13 protein-coding genes and 1 pseudogene are annotated in these 15,083 nt (G+C 51.2%); 7 read left to right on the top strand and 7 right to left on the bottom strand.

What is annotated here, in order from left to right; genetic code table 11:
* The first annotated feature begins 120 nt into the window (after positions 1-120).
* Positions 121-1,593: a ketol-acid reductoisomerase gene (ilvC, locus tag F454_RS0100535; RefSeq protein ID WP_018968666.1), complete on the top strand. Its 1,473-nt coding sequence runs from the start codon at positions 121-123 to the stop codon at positions 1,591-1,593.
* Positions 1,594-1,758: 165 nt separating this feature from the next.
* On the opposite strand, the gene F454_RS0100530 is transcribed toward ilvC, so the two are convergent.
* On the bottom strand, positions 1,759-2,877 hold the full coding sequence (locus F454_RS0100530) for a phosphoserine transaminase (RefSeq protein WP_018968665.1): 1,119 nt from the start codon (positions 2,875-2,877) through the stop codon (positions 1,759-1,761).
* Between the two features lie 736 nt (positions 2,878-3,613).
* On the opposite strand from F454_RS0100530, the gene F454_RS16215 reads away from it, so the two are divergent.
* Both F454_RS16215 and F454_RS0100520 read left to right on the top strand, forming a co-directional pair.
* Positions 3,614-4,012, top strand: coding sequence for a hypothetical protein (locus tag F454_RS16215; protein WP_205618969.1), 399 nt, complete (start codon positions 3,614-3,616; stop codon positions 4,010-4,012).
* Positions 3,990-4,973, top strand: a complete 984-nt coding sequence (locus tag F454_RS0100520) for a hypothetical protein (RefSeq protein ID WP_156817053.1) — start codon at positions 3,990-3,992, stop codon at positions 4,971-4,973. Before F454_RS16215 ends, F454_RS0100520 begins: the two co-directional genes overlap by 23 nt.
* 342 nt (positions 4,974-5,315) lie before the next feature.
* Here F454_RS0100520 and F454_RS0100510 read toward each other — a convergent pair whose 3' ends face one another.
* Genes F454_RS0100510 through F454_RS16735 form a run of 3 tightly spaced genes read right to left on the bottom strand, consistent with a single transcriptional unit; the run spans position 5,316 to position 7,871 of the window.
* Positions 5,316-6,410, bottom strand: coding sequence for an HpaII family restriction endonuclease (locus F454_RS0100510; RefSeq protein ID WP_018968661.1), 1,095 nt, complete (start codon positions 6,408-6,410; stop codon positions 5,316-5,318).
* Positions 6,407-7,597, bottom strand: a complete 1,191-nt coding sequence (locus F454_RS0100505; protein ID WP_205618968.1) for a DNA cytosine methyltransferase — start codon at positions 7,595-7,597, stop codon at positions 6,407-6,409. The genes F454_RS0100510 and F454_RS0100505 overlap by 4 nt, the downstream gene beginning before the upstream one ends.
* Before the next feature lie 43 nt (positions 7,598-7,640).
* Positions 7,641-7,871, bottom strand: coding sequence for a helix-turn-helix domain-containing protein (locus F454_RS16735; RefSeq protein ID WP_026292611.1), 231 nt, complete (start codon positions 7,869-7,871; stop codon positions 7,641-7,643).
* A 78-nt stretch (positions 7,872-7,949) separates the two neighbouring features.
* Here F454_RS16735 and F454_RS0100495 point away from each other — a divergent pair, with 78 nt between their 5' ends.
* Complete coding sequence (locus F454_RS0100495) at positions 7,950-8,882, top strand: nuclease-related domain-containing protein (protein WP_018968658.1); 933 nt, start codon at positions 7,950-7,952, stop codon at positions 8,880-8,882.
* 26 nt (positions 8,883-8,908) lie between these two features.
* On the opposite strand, the gene F454_RS0100490 is transcribed toward F454_RS0100495, so the two are convergent.
* The 3 genes and pseudogenes from F454_RS0100490 to F454_RS0100480 all read right to left on the bottom strand — a co-directional run.
* On the bottom strand, positions 8,909-9,892 hold the full coding sequence (locus F454_RS0100490) for a hydrolase (RefSeq protein ID WP_033367057.1): 984 nt from the start codon (positions 9,890-9,892) through the stop codon (positions 8,909-8,911).
* 5 nt (positions 9,893-9,897) lie between these two features.
* Positions 9,898-10,218, bottom strand: a complete 321-nt coding sequence (gene cutA, locus F454_RS0100485) for a divalent-cation tolerance protein CutA (RefSeq protein ID WP_018968656.1) — start codon at positions 10,216-10,218, stop codon at positions 9,898-9,900.
* A gap of 33 nt (positions 10,219-10,251) precedes the next feature.
* A pseudogene (locus tag F454_RS0100480) lies at positions 10,252-10,458 on the bottom strand (DUF1501 domain-containing protein); the annotation flags it as partial.
* Positions 10,459-10,620: 162 nt separating this feature from the next.
* Between F454_RS0100480 and F454_RS0100475 the strand changes: the two are divergent.
* From F454_RS0100475 to F454_RS0100465, 3 genes are read left to right on the top strand one after another with little or no spacing between them, the layout of a single operon-like run.
* Positions 10,621-11,814 carry a two-component system sensor histidine kinase NtrB gene (locus tag F454_RS0100475; protein ID WP_018968654.1) on the top strand — a complete coding sequence of 398 codons (1,194 nt, stop codon included), beginning with the start codon at positions 10,621-10,623 and terminating at the stop codon, positions 11,812-11,814.
* Positions 11,814-13,259, top strand: coding sequence for a sigma-54-dependent transcriptional regulator (locus tag F454_RS0100470; RefSeq protein ID WP_018968653.1), 1,446 nt, complete (start codon positions 11,814-11,816; stop codon positions 13,257-13,259). Before F454_RS0100475 ends, F454_RS0100470 begins: the two co-directional genes overlap by 1 nt.
* A gap of 18 nt (positions 13,260-13,277) precedes the next feature.
* Positions 13,278-15,059 (top strand): glycosyltransferase family protein, encoded by a 1,782-nt coding sequence (locus F454_RS0100465; protein WP_018968652.1) that lies wholly within the window; start codon positions 13,278-13,280, stop codon positions 15,057-15,059.
* Positions 15,060-15,083: the final 24 nt, after the last annotated feature.

Below are 15,083 nucleotides of genomic sequence, written 5' to 3'. Positions count from 1 at the left end.
GCATCTCAACCATTGCGCGCATCGCAATAAAACTCCGCGATTAATTCAATTTACGCAACCAAGGTTTTAGTCTTAGATGCGCAGGTCAATTCTAACTCCCCCCAACAACTGAACAACATTATGGCTGAAAATTACTTCAACACACTTCCGCTTCGCCGCAAGCTCTCTGAGCTTGGCGACTGTCACTTCATGGACGCATCTGAGTTTGCTAACGGCACCAAAGCCGCTGAAGGCAAGAAAATCGTAATCGTTGGTTGCGGTGCTCAGGGTCTCAACCAAGGCCTCAACATGCGCGACTCCGGTCTCGACGTGTCCTACGCACTCCGCGACGCAGCAATCGCTGAAAAGCGCCAGTCTTTCCTCAATGCCTCTGAAAACGGTTTCGCCGTTGGCACTTACGAAGAAATGCTTCCGACTGCTGACATCGTGATGAACCTTGCTCCAGACAAGCAACACACATCCGTAGTCGAGACAGTAGTCCCACACATGAAGGAAGGCGCTACTTTCTCCTACGCTCACGGTTTCAACATCGTTGAAGAAGGCACACAGATCCGTAAGGACCTCACCGTGATCATGGTGGCACCTAAGTCACCTGGTTCTGAAGTACGCGAAGAATACAAGCGCGGCTTTGGTGTTCCAACACTCATCTCCTGCCACGTTGAAAACGACCCAAGTGGCGAAGGCATCGAGATCGCTAAGGCTCTCTGTGTAGCACAAGGTGGTCACCACGCAGGTGTACTCAACTCATCCTTCGTTGCTGAAGTGAAGTCCGACCTCATGGGCGAGCAGACCATCCTCTGTGGTCTCCTCCAGGCTGGCTCCATCCTCTGCTTCGACAAGATGGTAAAAGAAGGCATCGAAGAAGGCTACGCATCCAAGCTCATCCAGTACGGCTGGGAAACCATCACCGAAGCACTCAAGCACGGTGGCATCACCAACATGATGGACCGCCTCTCCAACCCTGCAAAGATCGTTGCTTTCCAACTTTCTGAAGAGCTCAAAGGCCTCATGCGCCCACTCTTCTACAAGCACATGGACGACATCATCTCCGGCGAGTTCTCCTCCACCATGATGGCTGACTGGGCAAACGACGACATCAACCTCCTCACATGGCGTAAGGAGACTGGTGAAACTGCATTCGAGAAGTCCACTGCATCCGGCGACATCTCTGAGCAAGACTACTTCGACAAAGGCATCGTCATGGTGGCTATGGTCAAGGCTGGTGTTGAGCTCGCTTTCGAAGCCATGGTTGATTCTGGCATCCAGCCTGAGTCTGCATACTACGAGTCACTCCACGAAACTCCACTCATCGCCAACACCATCGCACGTAAGAAGCTCTTCGAAATGAACCGCATCATTTCCGACACAGCTGAGTACGGTTGCTACCTCTTCTCACACGCTGCAGTGCCACTCCTCACTGACTTCGTTGAAGACCTCAGCCTCGACGTGATCGGCAAAGGCCTCGAGTCCTCAGACAACTCTGTCGACAACAGCCTCCTCGTTCAGGTGAACGCTCTCATCCGCACCCACGAAGTGGAAGAGACTGGCGAATTCCTCCGCGAAGGCATGGCCAACATGAAGAAGATCGTTTAATCGACCTTCCCATCATTCTCTACCAAAGGGCATCGCAGCAATGCGGTGCCCTTTTTTATTCCATCGCAGAGACACCCTTCGCTCTGCCTGCCCTTGCACCAACAAAAAAGCTCCGCCGAAACCGACGAAGCTTTTGCATCAAAATCTAGAGAAGCGTGAATCAATCTACTTCTGAACTTCCGCGTAGGCCCAGTCGAGCCATGGGATAAGCGCCTCGAGGTCCTCGCTATTCACGGTAGCACCACACCAGATACGAAGCCCTGCAGGCGCATCACGGTAGGCACCGATGTCATAGGCAGCATCCTCAGCAGCGAGTAGCTTGACCATCGCCTTCACCTTATCGGCATCGAGATCGAGGCTGAGACAGACAGAAGTGGAGGACGCAGTGGCTGGATCCACCGCAAGGTTGCTGACCCAGTCGCGCTCAGCCACGAACTTGTCGATCACCGCCTTGTTGGCATCCGCACGGCCAATCATGCCAGTGAGACCACCGATGGAATCCGCCCAGTCGAGCGCATCGATGTAATCCACCACAGCGAGCATCGATGGTGTGTTGATGGTTTCACCGCGGAAGATACCCGCATTGATAGAGTCGCCTTTGAGGAGACGGAAAATTTTAGGAAGCGGACGATCCGGCTTGTAGGACTCGATACGCGCTACTGCCTTCGGGCTGAGGATCACCATCCCGTGACCACCTTCACCCCCAAGCACCTTCTGCCAGGAATACGTAGTCACATCGAGCTTCTCCCATGGAAGGTCCATCGCAAATGCTGCAGAGGTCGCGTCACAGATCGTGATGCCCTCACGCTCGTCCGAGATCCAGTCGACATTGTCCACGCGCACCCCTGAGGTCGTACCATTGTAGGTAAAGACCACATCGTTCTCAGGCTTCACCTGAGTGAGGTCTGGAAGCACGCCGTAGTCCGCTGTGATTTCATTCACTTCAGGGAGCTTGAGCTGCTTAGTGATGTCAGTGAGCCACCCCTTACCGAAGGACTCCCAGTGGCAGACGTCCACCGCACGCCCGCCAAGTGTGTGCCAAAGAATCATTTCCACCGCACCAGTGTCAGAAGCAGGCACGATACCGATGAGGTAGTCATCTGGCACATTGAGAATCTTGCGTGTCTTGTCGATTGCCTCCTGCAGCACAGCCTTGCCAATGGCCGAGCGGTGCGAACGACCGAGACACTCAGTCTTCAGATTAGCCAAGCTATAGCCTGGTCTCTTGGCGCATGGGCCTGATGAAAAATACGGGCGATCTGGTGTGGTCGTTGGTTTTGACATTTTCTTGAATGGTAATGCTTGAAAATCGAAATTTTGCTAAAGAACTGCTACTTGCTGAATCAACCTGCGTCAATCTTGAGTTCCAGCAATATTGCTATTCCCTCAAATTACCAAGGCTTCAACTATCGCCACCTCTCACTTTGCGCGTAGCGCTCGTGCTTCGCTAGTCACTCTCGGACTGCGGTGGCTCGACAACGCAGCGTGGAGGTACTTGGTTCAACGCGCGCGGTGCGGAGCCAGCCCCAACGGGGCGCCCCATACCAGCCTAGGGTCAGGCGCAGCCGCAACCCTAGGCTTCCTCCCCACCACCATACAGAGCCCTGAAGGGGCGACATAAATACCACCCTCTAGCCACGTGAACTCAAGTCACATCAAAACATGACAGAAATCACGTGCGATAATTCCGCCTCACTTGATTAACAGCTAACATGATAGGGCGCAAATGTGGGCACCAAACCTTCAAATCGCGTGGCCCGAAGGCTCTATACGCGACAACCCTTAATTAGCGCTTGAAATGCTAACAACTAGTGTTTACAACACTAATATGAATCAGCATGAGCTTGATCAAAGTCTACAACATCTCTCGGACCTTCTCCATTTAGAAGGTGTCAATGAGTACCACATTGTCGTTTGCGGTGGGTCGGCTCTCATTGCATGTGAACTAGTTCTCCGCACCACGAAAGACATAGATATTTTAGCGCTCATAAGAGATGGCAAATTGAGTAACCCCGCACCGTTGCCAGAAACTCTAGTCAGTACAGCAAATAGAGTGGCTATTGACCTGGGACTCCCTGATGACTGGCTAAACAATGGTCCAAGTAGCGGGCCCGGCGGACTCTTTCAGGTAGGACTCCCCGATGCGCTAGAAGACCGCCTAACGATGAAGAGCTACGGAACTAATCTGCACGTATCCTTCGTAGGACGCCTCGATCAAATCTGCTTCAAACTTTATGCAGCGGTAGACCAAATGGGCAGTTACCACGGCCAAGATCTAGCAAAGCTAAACCCAACACTCGTTGAACTCGAATTTGCGATCACATGGGTCAAGACTCAAGACAGCTCAGAGGGGTTCCTGAGCATGCTCAAACTATATTTAATGGAGGTAGGTCACGATGATGCAGTTCAATACATATAAACAACAATGGCTCGAATCCATTCTACAGACACTTTGGACCGACTGGGCCAAGCTCGGAGTCGCAGGCTACACAGCGAGCTCACCCAAAGGCACAGTGGATCATATCATCGACCCAGAAGCACTCATACTGATCACCAACACCTTTGGCCGCTGGGATGCCCGACTCTTTGATGAAATGCTGTCGTGGCTAGCCCTCAATGGAGACCTCATCAATGTCAAACGACTACAGGGATTGAGCAAAAAATTTCCCTATCCAGAAGTACTCAGCGCTATTGCAGTGAAGACATCCCCACACCACAGCGCATGGGCCCGATTAGAAGCTAATCATGCGTCTCGCACGAAACTCTTCTACCTCACTCCCGCCAAGCCACTCCCACTCCCAGAAAATATCGACCCAGAATTTGAACACGCAGGGCTACTCAGAGCACCATTCCATGATCGCAAGATGGCAGCAGAATGGACCCCACATGAACCAGCCGCCAGTGTCCTCAAATTAAGATCGCTCTTCGGCATCAATGCTCATGCTGAAGTCCTCAACTACTACGCCGACGGACGAAAAGTGCACGCCAGCAAAGCCGCCAAAGACCTAGGGTTCTCACAACGAGGCATCCAAGAAATCCTCACTCAAATGACCCGAGGCGGCGGCATGAAGACATTCACCGATGGACGAAAAAAACTCTTCCAAATCAATCCCCTCACCTGGACCGGACTCCTCCCCGCAGACCTTCAATGGAAAAACTCCACAAGCTGGGGCGCGCTGCAATGCCATCTCTGGTCCTTGCTGCACCACGTAGACACCCCGAAAACTCTAGTCCTATCCTCAGTCATTCGGAGTGCACAAGAATCCACAGCCACACAATTCCCAGAATTCTCAGACAACGCACTCTCCAGCTTCAAAGCAGAAGAATACATCGAGCAATGGCTTCAATGGCACAGATCAATCACAGAGATTACTGAATAGCCCCAACAAATCATCGGGACTCCGAACCCAGAAATCTGTAGTCACTGTGATCGCGTGCGCCACAGGCCTTATACGCGAAAACTCCCAACTTCAACTGTCGGGCCCAGCCCGACCACCACCTTAAAAACCCATCCAGCTCGCCCTCTGAGCCGAAGCAATGCTCAGCTCTCCATCCCCAAGCTTCCCATTCCTGAACCTGACTCTCTAGAACCTCACATAGGATTTCCAACTCATCCAAACCTAGGGTGCATTCTACATTTTTATCTACCATCCCCCATCCTAGGGGAAACCTAGGTTTGAAGTGTGAGCACAATAGTAGGTGATAAGTGATCGTTAGTTACGCTACGAAGTGAAACGTAATTGCAAATTTAGATTTATGTAAAAGGAGCCTCCATGCTCATAAATTTCACCATATTTGTGTCTAGTCGTTGATGGGGTCTCAAACTTCACATTATGCAGCAAATAATCCTCAAAAAGATTTTTTCGAAGTAGGTGATAAGAAACTAACTCTCCATCTTTTTTTACTACAATATACCCCCCAGTGGCCTCGTGAATTCCGTCCCATTGTTTTGCGGTCATCATCCCTAGAGCAGATTCGGTTAAATACCGCTTAAGCTTATAGGCATAGAACGAAACTGAACTACAATCACCTGGATAATTCAGCGGATTTACAACATCTAACCTGGAAACAATTTCACCAAGCTGGGTACCCTCTCCCATATAATAGTAGCGCAATGCTTCACTGAGAATGTGGGTTAAATCTCGATCCAGCAATAAAAGGTTATTTTGATAGTGGTCTCCAATCACTCTATCAAAATATAGTGTCACTCCACATTCCTTAAGTGCCTGTAATCTGTCTCTCACCTTTGAACGTGAATCAATCTCATTAAGCTTCAGCACAGTCTCTTCTGAAAGATCTCCACTCAATCTGTAGCGGAAGTTGGTGTTATCCTTGGAGGCGTTCACTAGCGTACTTGGAGAGCCTAACTGCGACTTCACACTAAAACCTAACTTCAAGTCGGTAACAGTATGATGATCATGAATCGTGACATCAATATCAGCCTTTTTCGATGAGTCCGCCTTAACAGAATCTATCGAAAGAGCTTTTAACTTCTCCAAAAGATTACTTGATACGGTCTCTTTGCCTTTAAGTTGCAAGATTTCTTCGAGAAGAAGCGCCGAGCACGTAGAAAATTCATCAATTGCTTTATTCGCAATATGTTTACCATCAGAATGAATACCTATTACACCACCCTCCCTAGAGTAAAACTTTTCAAATAATACGTCCCCCACCTTTTCACCGCGTGAGACAGCTACCACCCGATAGGGCTCATCATGAGAAGGAGACAAATCGTGAGCCCCTTGCACTAACCTTCCATCAGCCAATAACTTAATTAAGACGTATGGTTCAGACCACTCTCCTTTGTTGCCCCTCATGAAAACACCCTTCCAACAATGTTTTTTGCGGTGGCTTTGATAGCAGGCACAGCCACCGAATTACCTAACTGTTTGTATGCACTTGCATCCGCGACAACTATCTTGAATTCATCTGGGTACCCCTGAAGACGCGCCCACTCGCGTGGAGTCATCCTACGGATGCCTTCTCTATTCACCTCACCTTTGATTTTAGTAACTGGCGTGAAATTTGTAAGGCGGTGGTCGATAACGAGATTCCTCTCTCTACCCATTCCTCCGCAAACAACTGCATTAGCAACGCCATTATCTGAAATGATTTCATAGCCGAAACCATTACCTTTTGCTGCATGTCGTTCTTTGTGAGCCCTGAGTGTAGAAAGATACTGAGTGGACATATAGTACTTCACCGAAACTTCATCGCTCTCTTTGACGTCAGCAAACTTAGGCGTAGTACCGATGCGTTCAGGGTATTCAAACGTCTTAACTCCTGTATCAGTTCTAAAACCAACTATAAAGATACGCTCTCTGTTTTGCGGCACCCCATAATCCTTAGCGTTGAGAACTTCTGGATCAGGAACAAAGTAACCTAAATCTTCACGCAAGGTCCGTAGAATCGTTGCTAAGGTTTGTCCTCTCTTGTGGCTGATCAGGCCCTTAACATTCTCTAGAAAAAAAGCCTTTGGTTTCTTCTCCTTAATGATCCGAGCAACATCAAAAAATAATGTTCCCCTAGTATCTTCAAAACCTCCACGCTTGCCAGCTATCGAGAATGCCTGACACGGAAACCCTGCACATAAAATGTCATGATCAGGAATTTCCCTTTCATCAATTTTAGTAATATCTCCATATGGAAAGTCACCATAATTTGCTTCGTAAGTCTTCTTTGCCGAGGGATCCCATTCACTAGAAAACACACATTCCCCGCCCAATTCTTGCATAGAGATTCTGAAACCTCCAATACCCGCGAACAGATCAATAAACTTAAACCTAGGGTTCTTAGGAGCAGGGAATGGTATATCTAACCCTTCTAGTTCTAGTTGAGATTGAAATAAATCGCCCTCGGAAAGTCGACAACTTGGTTCAGCTTGCAATCCCACATGTGATCTTAAATCTGCATGGCCATCACTACTAAGCAACGCTGGCTTGCTATTGGGATGATCAAGGAAATGAGTCACGATCGCTCGTTTCTCTTCTGCGTTTTCGAGCACCTTAGATTCTAGAAGTTGATCTAGAATTTTACTATATTTGAACTTAGGCACTCGTAACCTCCTTAACTAATTCAGCTAGGTCAACATCAAGAGCCTTCGCTATCTTGAGGCTTGATAGAACTGTTGGATTTCTATCTCCACGCTCTACACCACTGACATAGGTACGGTCTAGACACGCTTGGTGCGCTAATTCCTCTTGGGAGATGCCTTTTTCTTTTCGAATAAGTCGTATATTCTCGCCAAGTCTAACAAGAGCTGGTTCTTTATCCTTCATCATTAAGGATGCTAAACTAACCTAAATGATGACTATAAGACCACGGACTATAAGTATCATTTTACAAGTATTTCACTCATGAATATCGGAAATATCACGCAGAATTCCATTCAATCGATATGGGACAATTTTGGCTGGATGCTTATTCTGGCTGTGGTGATCTTCGTGCTAAAGGAGATCTTTAGCCTTCCGACTATTAAAGGTCGTATAGGCGAGGGGTTGGTGAATCGTAGTTTGAAGAGATTGCCTACAGCAGATTACAAAGTGTATCACGATCTCTATCTGGATAGGCCTGATGGCGAAGGCAGCACTCAAGTAGACCACCTGGTGGTATCCCGATTTGGCTTGTTTGTGATTGAGACCAAAAACTACCAAGGTTGGATCTTTGGTGATGAGAAGCATCGGCAATGGACCCAGCAAATCTATCGCAAGAAATCGAAATTCCAGAACCCCTTACACCAAAACCAGCTGCACATTCGTGCGCTAGAATGTTTTTTAGGCCTCGAACGAAATCATTTCCACAACATCATTTACTTCACTGGCGACTGCACCTTCAAAACCAAGCTCCCAGCCAACGTGATGAAGCGAGGGCTCCTAGCATTTATCAAAGCTCATCAAGAAAAAACCCTCAGATCAGACACCCTAACTGCGTCGCTCAAGCAGCTCGACGAGCTAGTCGCCAGCTCAGACAAAAAGCAGCTTGCGATATCCCATAAGCGACAATTACACGAGAGGAGGCATGCATCGCCAAAGAGTATTACTCGCAAACAGAATGTGTCATCACAAACACAAGGCGTCTCACAGGCCAAGCGTGCAGGCACGCCCCTGAGCAGCAACCGTCCGCCAGACAATCTACAGATAGTTGAGGATGAAGCAACCGCTCAGACAGCTGCCCCACTCTGCCCCAAATGCCAAATTCCCATGCTCCACAGAGAAGCCAAACGCGGTGCTAATGTCGGAAAACAATTCTGGGGCTGCGCCAACTTTCCAAAATGCAGATGCACAAGTTAAGCCTACCTACCTGATGCAGGTCCCCACTAGTGGATGCCGAGGAAACCTAGCACGCGTGTTTCGAGCATGAATTGTGGCTTCCATGGGGTGCCACCATCGATGAAGCCGACGTGGCCGCCGCGTGGGTAGAGTTCGTAGGTGATCTGATCGCTGAGCTCCTTCTCATGCGGGACGACTTCATCGGTCATGAAGGGATCGTCGATCGCGTGCATGATCAAGGTGGGTGTGCTGATCGCTTTGAGGAACTGGAGTCCACTAGAGCGTCGATAGTAATCGTAGACATCGTCGAAGCCATGCAGTGGCGCGGTCACGGCATCGTCGAAGGCATGAAAGGTCTTGAGCTGGAGCAACGCGTCTCGGTCGAGCGGCATCGTGCCTTTCAGGCTCGGGCGCTGGATCTTTTCTTCCGTCTTGGCCACGAGGCGCTTGATCAGGTGACGTTGGTAGACCTTGGAGAATCCATATTCGAGGCGCTTGGCACAGGCTCTGAGCTGCAGCGGAGCTGATACCACCACCGCTTTGGATATACCTGAATCCTCCCCCGTTTCACCAAGATGCTTGGCGAGGACATTGCCGCCGAGGCTGTAGCCGACGGCCATCACTTCGGCATCGGGCATCGCCTGCTGCACCGCGGCGAGGCTGACACGAAAGTCCGCGCTCTCGCCACTGTGGTAGCTGCGCGCCAAGCGATTCGGCTCTCCCGAGCATGATCGATGGTGGTGTAGGACAGTGGTGACTCCTAGCTCTTGGCAAGCCCGCATCAGGCGCATCACGTAGGGTGAATCTGCCCCCCCTTCTAGCCCGTGCAATAACACGAGCACCCGCTCGGCGCCGGGCACCTCACACCACCCGAGGTCAATAAAATCTCCGTCATCCAATTCGATCCGTTGCTTTCTCAAGTCCGGCCCACTGGCTGGAAGTAAGGTCGGCAAGATCGTCTGCACATGCGGGCTCCTCGCCCACCAGGGTGGCCGAAATGAGCTCAGAAGTGTCTGTGGAAGAGCTGTCATCAATCTTAGGCGCCTTGCACAGAATCTCGCACCCACTGGAGGTAGGTCTCGGCTCCACCATCCAGAGCCAGCTTAATCACCTCTGGGCATTCGTAAGGATGTAGTTCGAGCACCATTGCCTCCAGCTCAGCATAGGCTGCCGGCGTGGTTTTAATCACAGCAGTGACCTCTTCTTCGCGTTCAATCTTTCCTTCCCATTGGTAGATCGACTCCACCCCCGGCAGGAGGTTGACACAGGCGGCGAGCTTCGCCTCGATAAGCTTGCCTGCAATCTCTCTCGCAAGATTACGATTCGGAAAATTGACCAATACCAGCTGCACCTCCATGCCCAGCAAGCTAGACGATGGCAGCGCCTGCGACTAGGCCAAAATATCGCCAATCACATGCGCCTTGTGCACCCCGGTGAGCTTTTGCTCTAGGCCTTGGAATGGCACGGAAAGTTTGCGATGGTCGTAGCCTAATAGATGCAGGATGGTGGCATGCAAGTCATAGGTGTGCACTGGATCTTTGACCACGCGGTAGCCAAGCTCATCGGTCTCACCATAGGAGAAGCCCTTCTTCACCCCTGCATGACCCCCCCTACCATTGCGGTTCAACATTGGTCGAATGCCGTCGCCAATGCTAATTGGATAATCCTTCGGATAAGATGATATTTTCAGATGAGGTTGACACTAACCGCTCGATCGCCTTGTATAGGCGCTGTGCCAATTTGACGCACAACAAACGCTATGAAAGACGGCTTTCTCGACAAGCTTATCACACGCTTAGACCGATTTTCCCCGAGCGAGGTACAAAACCTCGTCTCACGTTTGGTGCGTGAAAAAGGCTTCTTAGAGAATGTGTTTGAGTCGCTACGCGAAGGGATTTTCATCCTCTCCACCGAAGGCGTCATCACCTATGCCAACGACTCGGCCTGCCAATTCTTCGGGATCGATCACAGCAAGCTACAAGGCAGCCACATCCAACATGCGATTCGCGGGCTCAAGTGGGAGAACATCGCCAACCCAGAATCCACCACGGTACGCGACCTCCAGGTCTTCTACCCCGAGCAGCTCACGCTCAACCTCTACACCTCACCCATCATTGGCAACATCGAAGGCAAAGATGAGCACATTGGATTTGTGATTTTGATTCGAGACATCACCCAGTCGACCCTCGAGACCGAGGAGAAGATCGAGTCGGAGAAGCTCAACATCCTCACCATGCTCGCTGCTGGCGTTGCCCACGAGATTGGCAACCCACTCAATTCGCTCGACATCCACCTGCAATTACTGCGCCGCAAGTTAGCCAAATCAGCAGCAGCCGACGACGAGACATTGCAGCAACTCCTCGACACCGCCCAACAGGAAATCAAGCGTCTCGATGGGATCTTGAAACAATTCCTCAATGCCGTGCGCCCGACCACGCCCGTCCGCGAGCCCAGCCAGCTCCACCAGATCCTTGAGCGCACCCTCGAGTCACTTGCCGCAGAACTTTCCGACCGCAAAGCGAAGGTCACCTTGGATCTCGCAGACAAGCTCCCCTTACTCAACCTCGATGCCAACCAAATCCAACAGGCATTCTACAACCTCATCCGCAATGCAGCACAGGCACTCCCCGCCTCAGGTGGCGACATCACCATCCGCTCACACGCAAGCGATAGCGAGGTGGTTCTGAGCATCTGCGACAACGGCTCTGGGATCTCCCCAGAGCACATGGGCTCAATGTACGAACCCTATAAGACAACCAAAAGCTCCGGCACCGGCCTCGGGCTCCTCGTGGTGCGCCGCATCATTCGCGAACATGGCGGCGATCTAGAAATCCAAAGTGAGCTTGGCGTCGGCACAACCGTCAGTATCCACCTGCCCAGCCGTGACCGCACACCACTCTTGCTCACGGACCACGACGACACCCCCATCATCGACTTAGATCATTCACACTAATGCAAACCGACGCCACACTTCTGATCGTAGATGATGAACGCGCCACTCGCGACGGGCTGCGCATGGCCTTAGAGGATAGCTTTGATTGCTATGTCGCCTCCGACATCCGCGAGGCGATGAACCTCCTCAACCAAGAACCAATGCAGGTGGTGCTCACTGACCTGCGCATGGGAAGCGATAATGGCATGGACCTCCTCGACGAGATCCTGAAATTACCCAATCCCCCAATCGCCATCATGATGACCGCCTACGGGTCAGTCGACACTGCCGTGGAAGCCATGCGCCGCGGCGCCTGGGATTTTATCACCAAGCCACTCAACATTGATGAGGTCGAGCTCATGATAAAGCGCGCGCTCCGCACCCGCAAACTCGAGTCACAAAACCTGGCGCTAAGCCAAGAAAACAACCAACTCAAAGACGCCCTCAAACACTCGAACCCACAAGGAAAACTCATCGGCAATTCCATGGTCATGCAGGCGGTAAAACGCTCGATCGAACAGATCGCCCCCAGCAAAGCCACCATCATGATTGAAGGTGAATCGGGAACAGGTAAAGAAGTCGTGGCCAATGAAATCCACCGCCTCAGCAAGCGACCCAAAAACACAATCGTCACCGTCAACTGCGCCGCGCTCTCACCACAACTACTGGAAAGCGAGCTCTTCGGGCATGAGAAAGGCGCCTTCACCGGCGCCACCACGAAACGTATTGGACGCTTCGAACAAGCCAATGGAGGCACCATCTTCCTCGATGAAATTGGCGAAATCGATGCCGCTACTCAGGTCAAGCTCTTGCGCGTGCTCTCCGAACGAAACATCGAACGCGTCGGCTCAAGCACCTCCATCCCAGTCGACGTGCGAGTCATTACCGCCACCAATAAAAATTTAGCGCAATTAGTGCAGGATGGAAGCTTCCGCGAAGACCTATTCTTCCGCCTCAACGTCGTACCCATCCAGCTGCCAGCGCTCAGAGAACGGCGCGACGATGTCCCCCTCCTGGCCCACGCATTCCTCAAACAACTCGCCCACGAGAATGACAAAGCCATAGACCGTATCGACGAAGATGCCATGTTAGCGCTCATCGCCTACCCATGGCCGGGCAACGTCCGCGAACTACGCGCCGCCATCGAGCACGGGGTTGTAATGTGCAATACCAACTCAATCAGCAGACAAAACTTGCCGTGGCAGATCCAACAATTTGCACAACAGTCGGCACCCGTCATCGACATCAACGACGACACAAAGCATTCGGAAGCTCACCCAGCCCCCGCTCTAGGCGTCGAGAAATCGCCTCTAGCAGCATCAAATACTTTCAATTTGCATGAGATTGAATTAAGCACCATTCAAGCGGCATTGCGCCAAACCCAAAACAACCGCACAGAAGCAGCTGAATTGCTAGGGATCAGCAGACGCACCCTCCAGCGAAAAATCAAACAGCATCAGCTCTAAGCATCCATTTCCCGACACATGAACAATCTAGTAAAAAACCACTCTCAGGCATTGATAGGCCGCGCAATCTTCGTGATCGCAGCACTTTCTATCATGCTCTATCACGTCACCTTCAACTTCAACGGCCTGACCAGCCCAACGGGTATCGACCAAGCTCAAGTAGCACGTGAGGTAGCCCAGGGACAAGGCTACACCACCAAGTTCATCCGCCCCCAACAGGTCAAACAACTGCAAGATCACGGCAAGGAAATCAATTTCCACCAAATGCCAGAGACCTACCACTCACCACTCAACATCCTAGTAAATGCCGGTATCCTTAAAATGATCGGCGCGGACGACATAGAAAACTACCTGCTCGGTCCGAACGATAAGTTTTACATCCCAGATCAAGCGATCGCCATCACTTGCTCGATTTTCTTCCTAATCGCCATTGGCATCAACTTCCTACTGATTAGTCGCATCTTTGATACCAAAATTGCAACAGTCACTGCGGTGATCATGCTCACCTCCAGCGACTACTGGGCCATCGCCCAGTCCGGCTTACCTCAGATGCTCATGCTCACCCTATTTTCGACAGCCATGTACTTGGTGTGGAAATCTGTAGAGCGTCAGAAAGCAGAACTAAACCCCACCTTCACCGCCACGCTTGCAGCCTTTTTCTTTGGCCTCCTCGCCCTCACTCACTGGCTCACGATTTGGATTTTCATCGGCTACCTGATCTTCGCCATCTTCTATTTCCAGCCTCGCGGTGCGGTGGCTCTCGGGTGCGCCACACTATTCATGGTGTTCATCGCCCCCCCGATCGTCTACTACACGATGCAAACTGGTGAACCTCTCGGCACCGCATTCCATGCAATCCATGGTGCTCAGGGCGCTGCCGATGTCGCCATGCGCCAGATTGACAACGTGAGCTTCAACGTGAAAAACCTCCTATCGGCGACACTCCACGAAGCATTACGCCAAGTGACCGAACTCGCCACCTACCTCGGCGGTCTCGTGCTAGCTCCCGCTTTTTTCCTCTGCCTGGTTCACCCATTCAGAAGGGCAACCATCGCAGACTTCCGCTGGGGCATCCTCTTGCTTTGGGTATTCGCCGTCATCGGCATGTCCATCTACGGCCTATCCAAGAGCCCCCTGGAGCCTAACTTACTCTACGGTCTCTTCGCTCCATTGATGACTGCATATGGGATCGCCATGGTAAGCATCATCTGGAGCCGCTCACCACTCAGCACCCAAGGTGGCGTCCTTGGCAACACCCACCTGATTATCATCGCCATCCTCGCGGCTACCCCTCTCTTCTTAAAAGTAAAAAACCAAGTGCGCAGCCGCAACGAAAGCCCCGTCGTCAATGGTGTCCATGCCTTCAGCTTGAATAGCCAACTACGAGCAGTGACAAAGGAAACGGACCTCATCGTCTCAGACCAACCATGGGCAGTGGCTTGGTACGCAAACCGCAGCGCAATCTGGACACCGATCAACTCAAAAAACCTCACCGCACTTGAAACCGTAGCCGAGAGCCGTGGTTCATTGATCTCAGGACTCCACGTCACTGGCGTCAGCTACCGCGGCCTCGACATCACCCAAACACTCTACAAAAACAGGGACCTAACGGCCCTTTGCATCGCGCCATGGATGGCTAACTTCACCCAGGTTCGACAAAACCAACTCCTCGCCAACAACCCAGCTATCGCACCATTGATCGGTCCAAGCCAAGGTAGCTACAAGTACGTCTACCCACTCATCAGCGCGCGTTTCGAACCCTCATTTTATTACGCACGTGAAGATGTTTCCCGCAATTGATTGACCAATCAAAGAGCATCATCC

This window comes from Rubritalea marina DSM 17716 (genome assembly GCF_000378105.1).
GTDB classification, from domain to species: domain Bacteria; phylum Verrucomicrobiota; class Verrucomicrobiia; order Verrucomicrobiales; family Akkermansiaceae; genus Rubritalea; species Rubritalea marina.
This window is presented reverse-complemented; position numbering and strand designations above follow the sequence as displayed.

Excerpts from the sequence above, each read along its gene's own strand:
- ilvC (WP_018968666.1), top strand. The coding sequence starts at position 121 with ATGGCTGAAAATTACTTCAACACACTTCCGCTTCGCCGCAAGCTCTCT.
- F454_RS0100530 (WP_018968665.1), bottom strand. The coding sequence starts at position 2,877 with ATGTCAAAACCAACGACCACACCAGATCGCCCGTATTTTTCATCAGGC.
- F454_RS0100520 (WP_156817053.1), top strand. The coding sequence starts at position 3,990 with ATGATGCAGTTCAATACATATAAACAACAATGGCTCGAATCCATTCTA.
- F454_RS0100510 (WP_018968661.1), bottom strand. The coding sequence starts at position 6,410 with ATGAGGGGCAACAAAGGAGAGTGGTCTGAACCATACGTCTTAATTAAG.
- F454_RS16735 (WP_026292611.1), bottom strand. The coding sequence starts at position 7,871 with ATGAAGGATAAAGAACCAGCTCTTGTTAGACTTGGCGAGAATATACGA.
- F454_RS0100495 (WP_018968658.1), top strand. The coding sequence starts at position 7,950 with ATGAATATCGGAAATATCACGCAGAATTCCATTCAATCGATATGGGAC.
- F454_RS0100490 (WP_033367057.1), bottom strand. The coding sequence starts at position 9,892 with ATGACAGCTCTTCCACAGACACTTCTGAGCTCATTTCGGCCACCCTGG.
- cutA (WP_018968656.1), bottom strand. The coding sequence starts at position 10,218 with ATGGAGGTGCAGCTGGTATTGGTCAATTTTCCGAATCGTAATCTTGCG.
- F454_RS0100475 (WP_018968654.1), top strand. The coding sequence starts at position 10,621 with ATGAAAGACGGCTTTCTCGACAAGCTTATCACACGCTTAGACCGATTT.
- F454_RS0100470 (WP_018968653.1), top strand. The coding sequence starts at position 11,814 with ATGCAAACCGACGCCACACTTCTGATCGTAGATGATGAACGCGCCACT.
- F454_RS0100465 (WP_018968652.1), top strand. The coding sequence starts at position 13,278 with ATGAACAATCTAGTAAAAAACCACTCTCAGGCATTGATAGGCCGCGCA.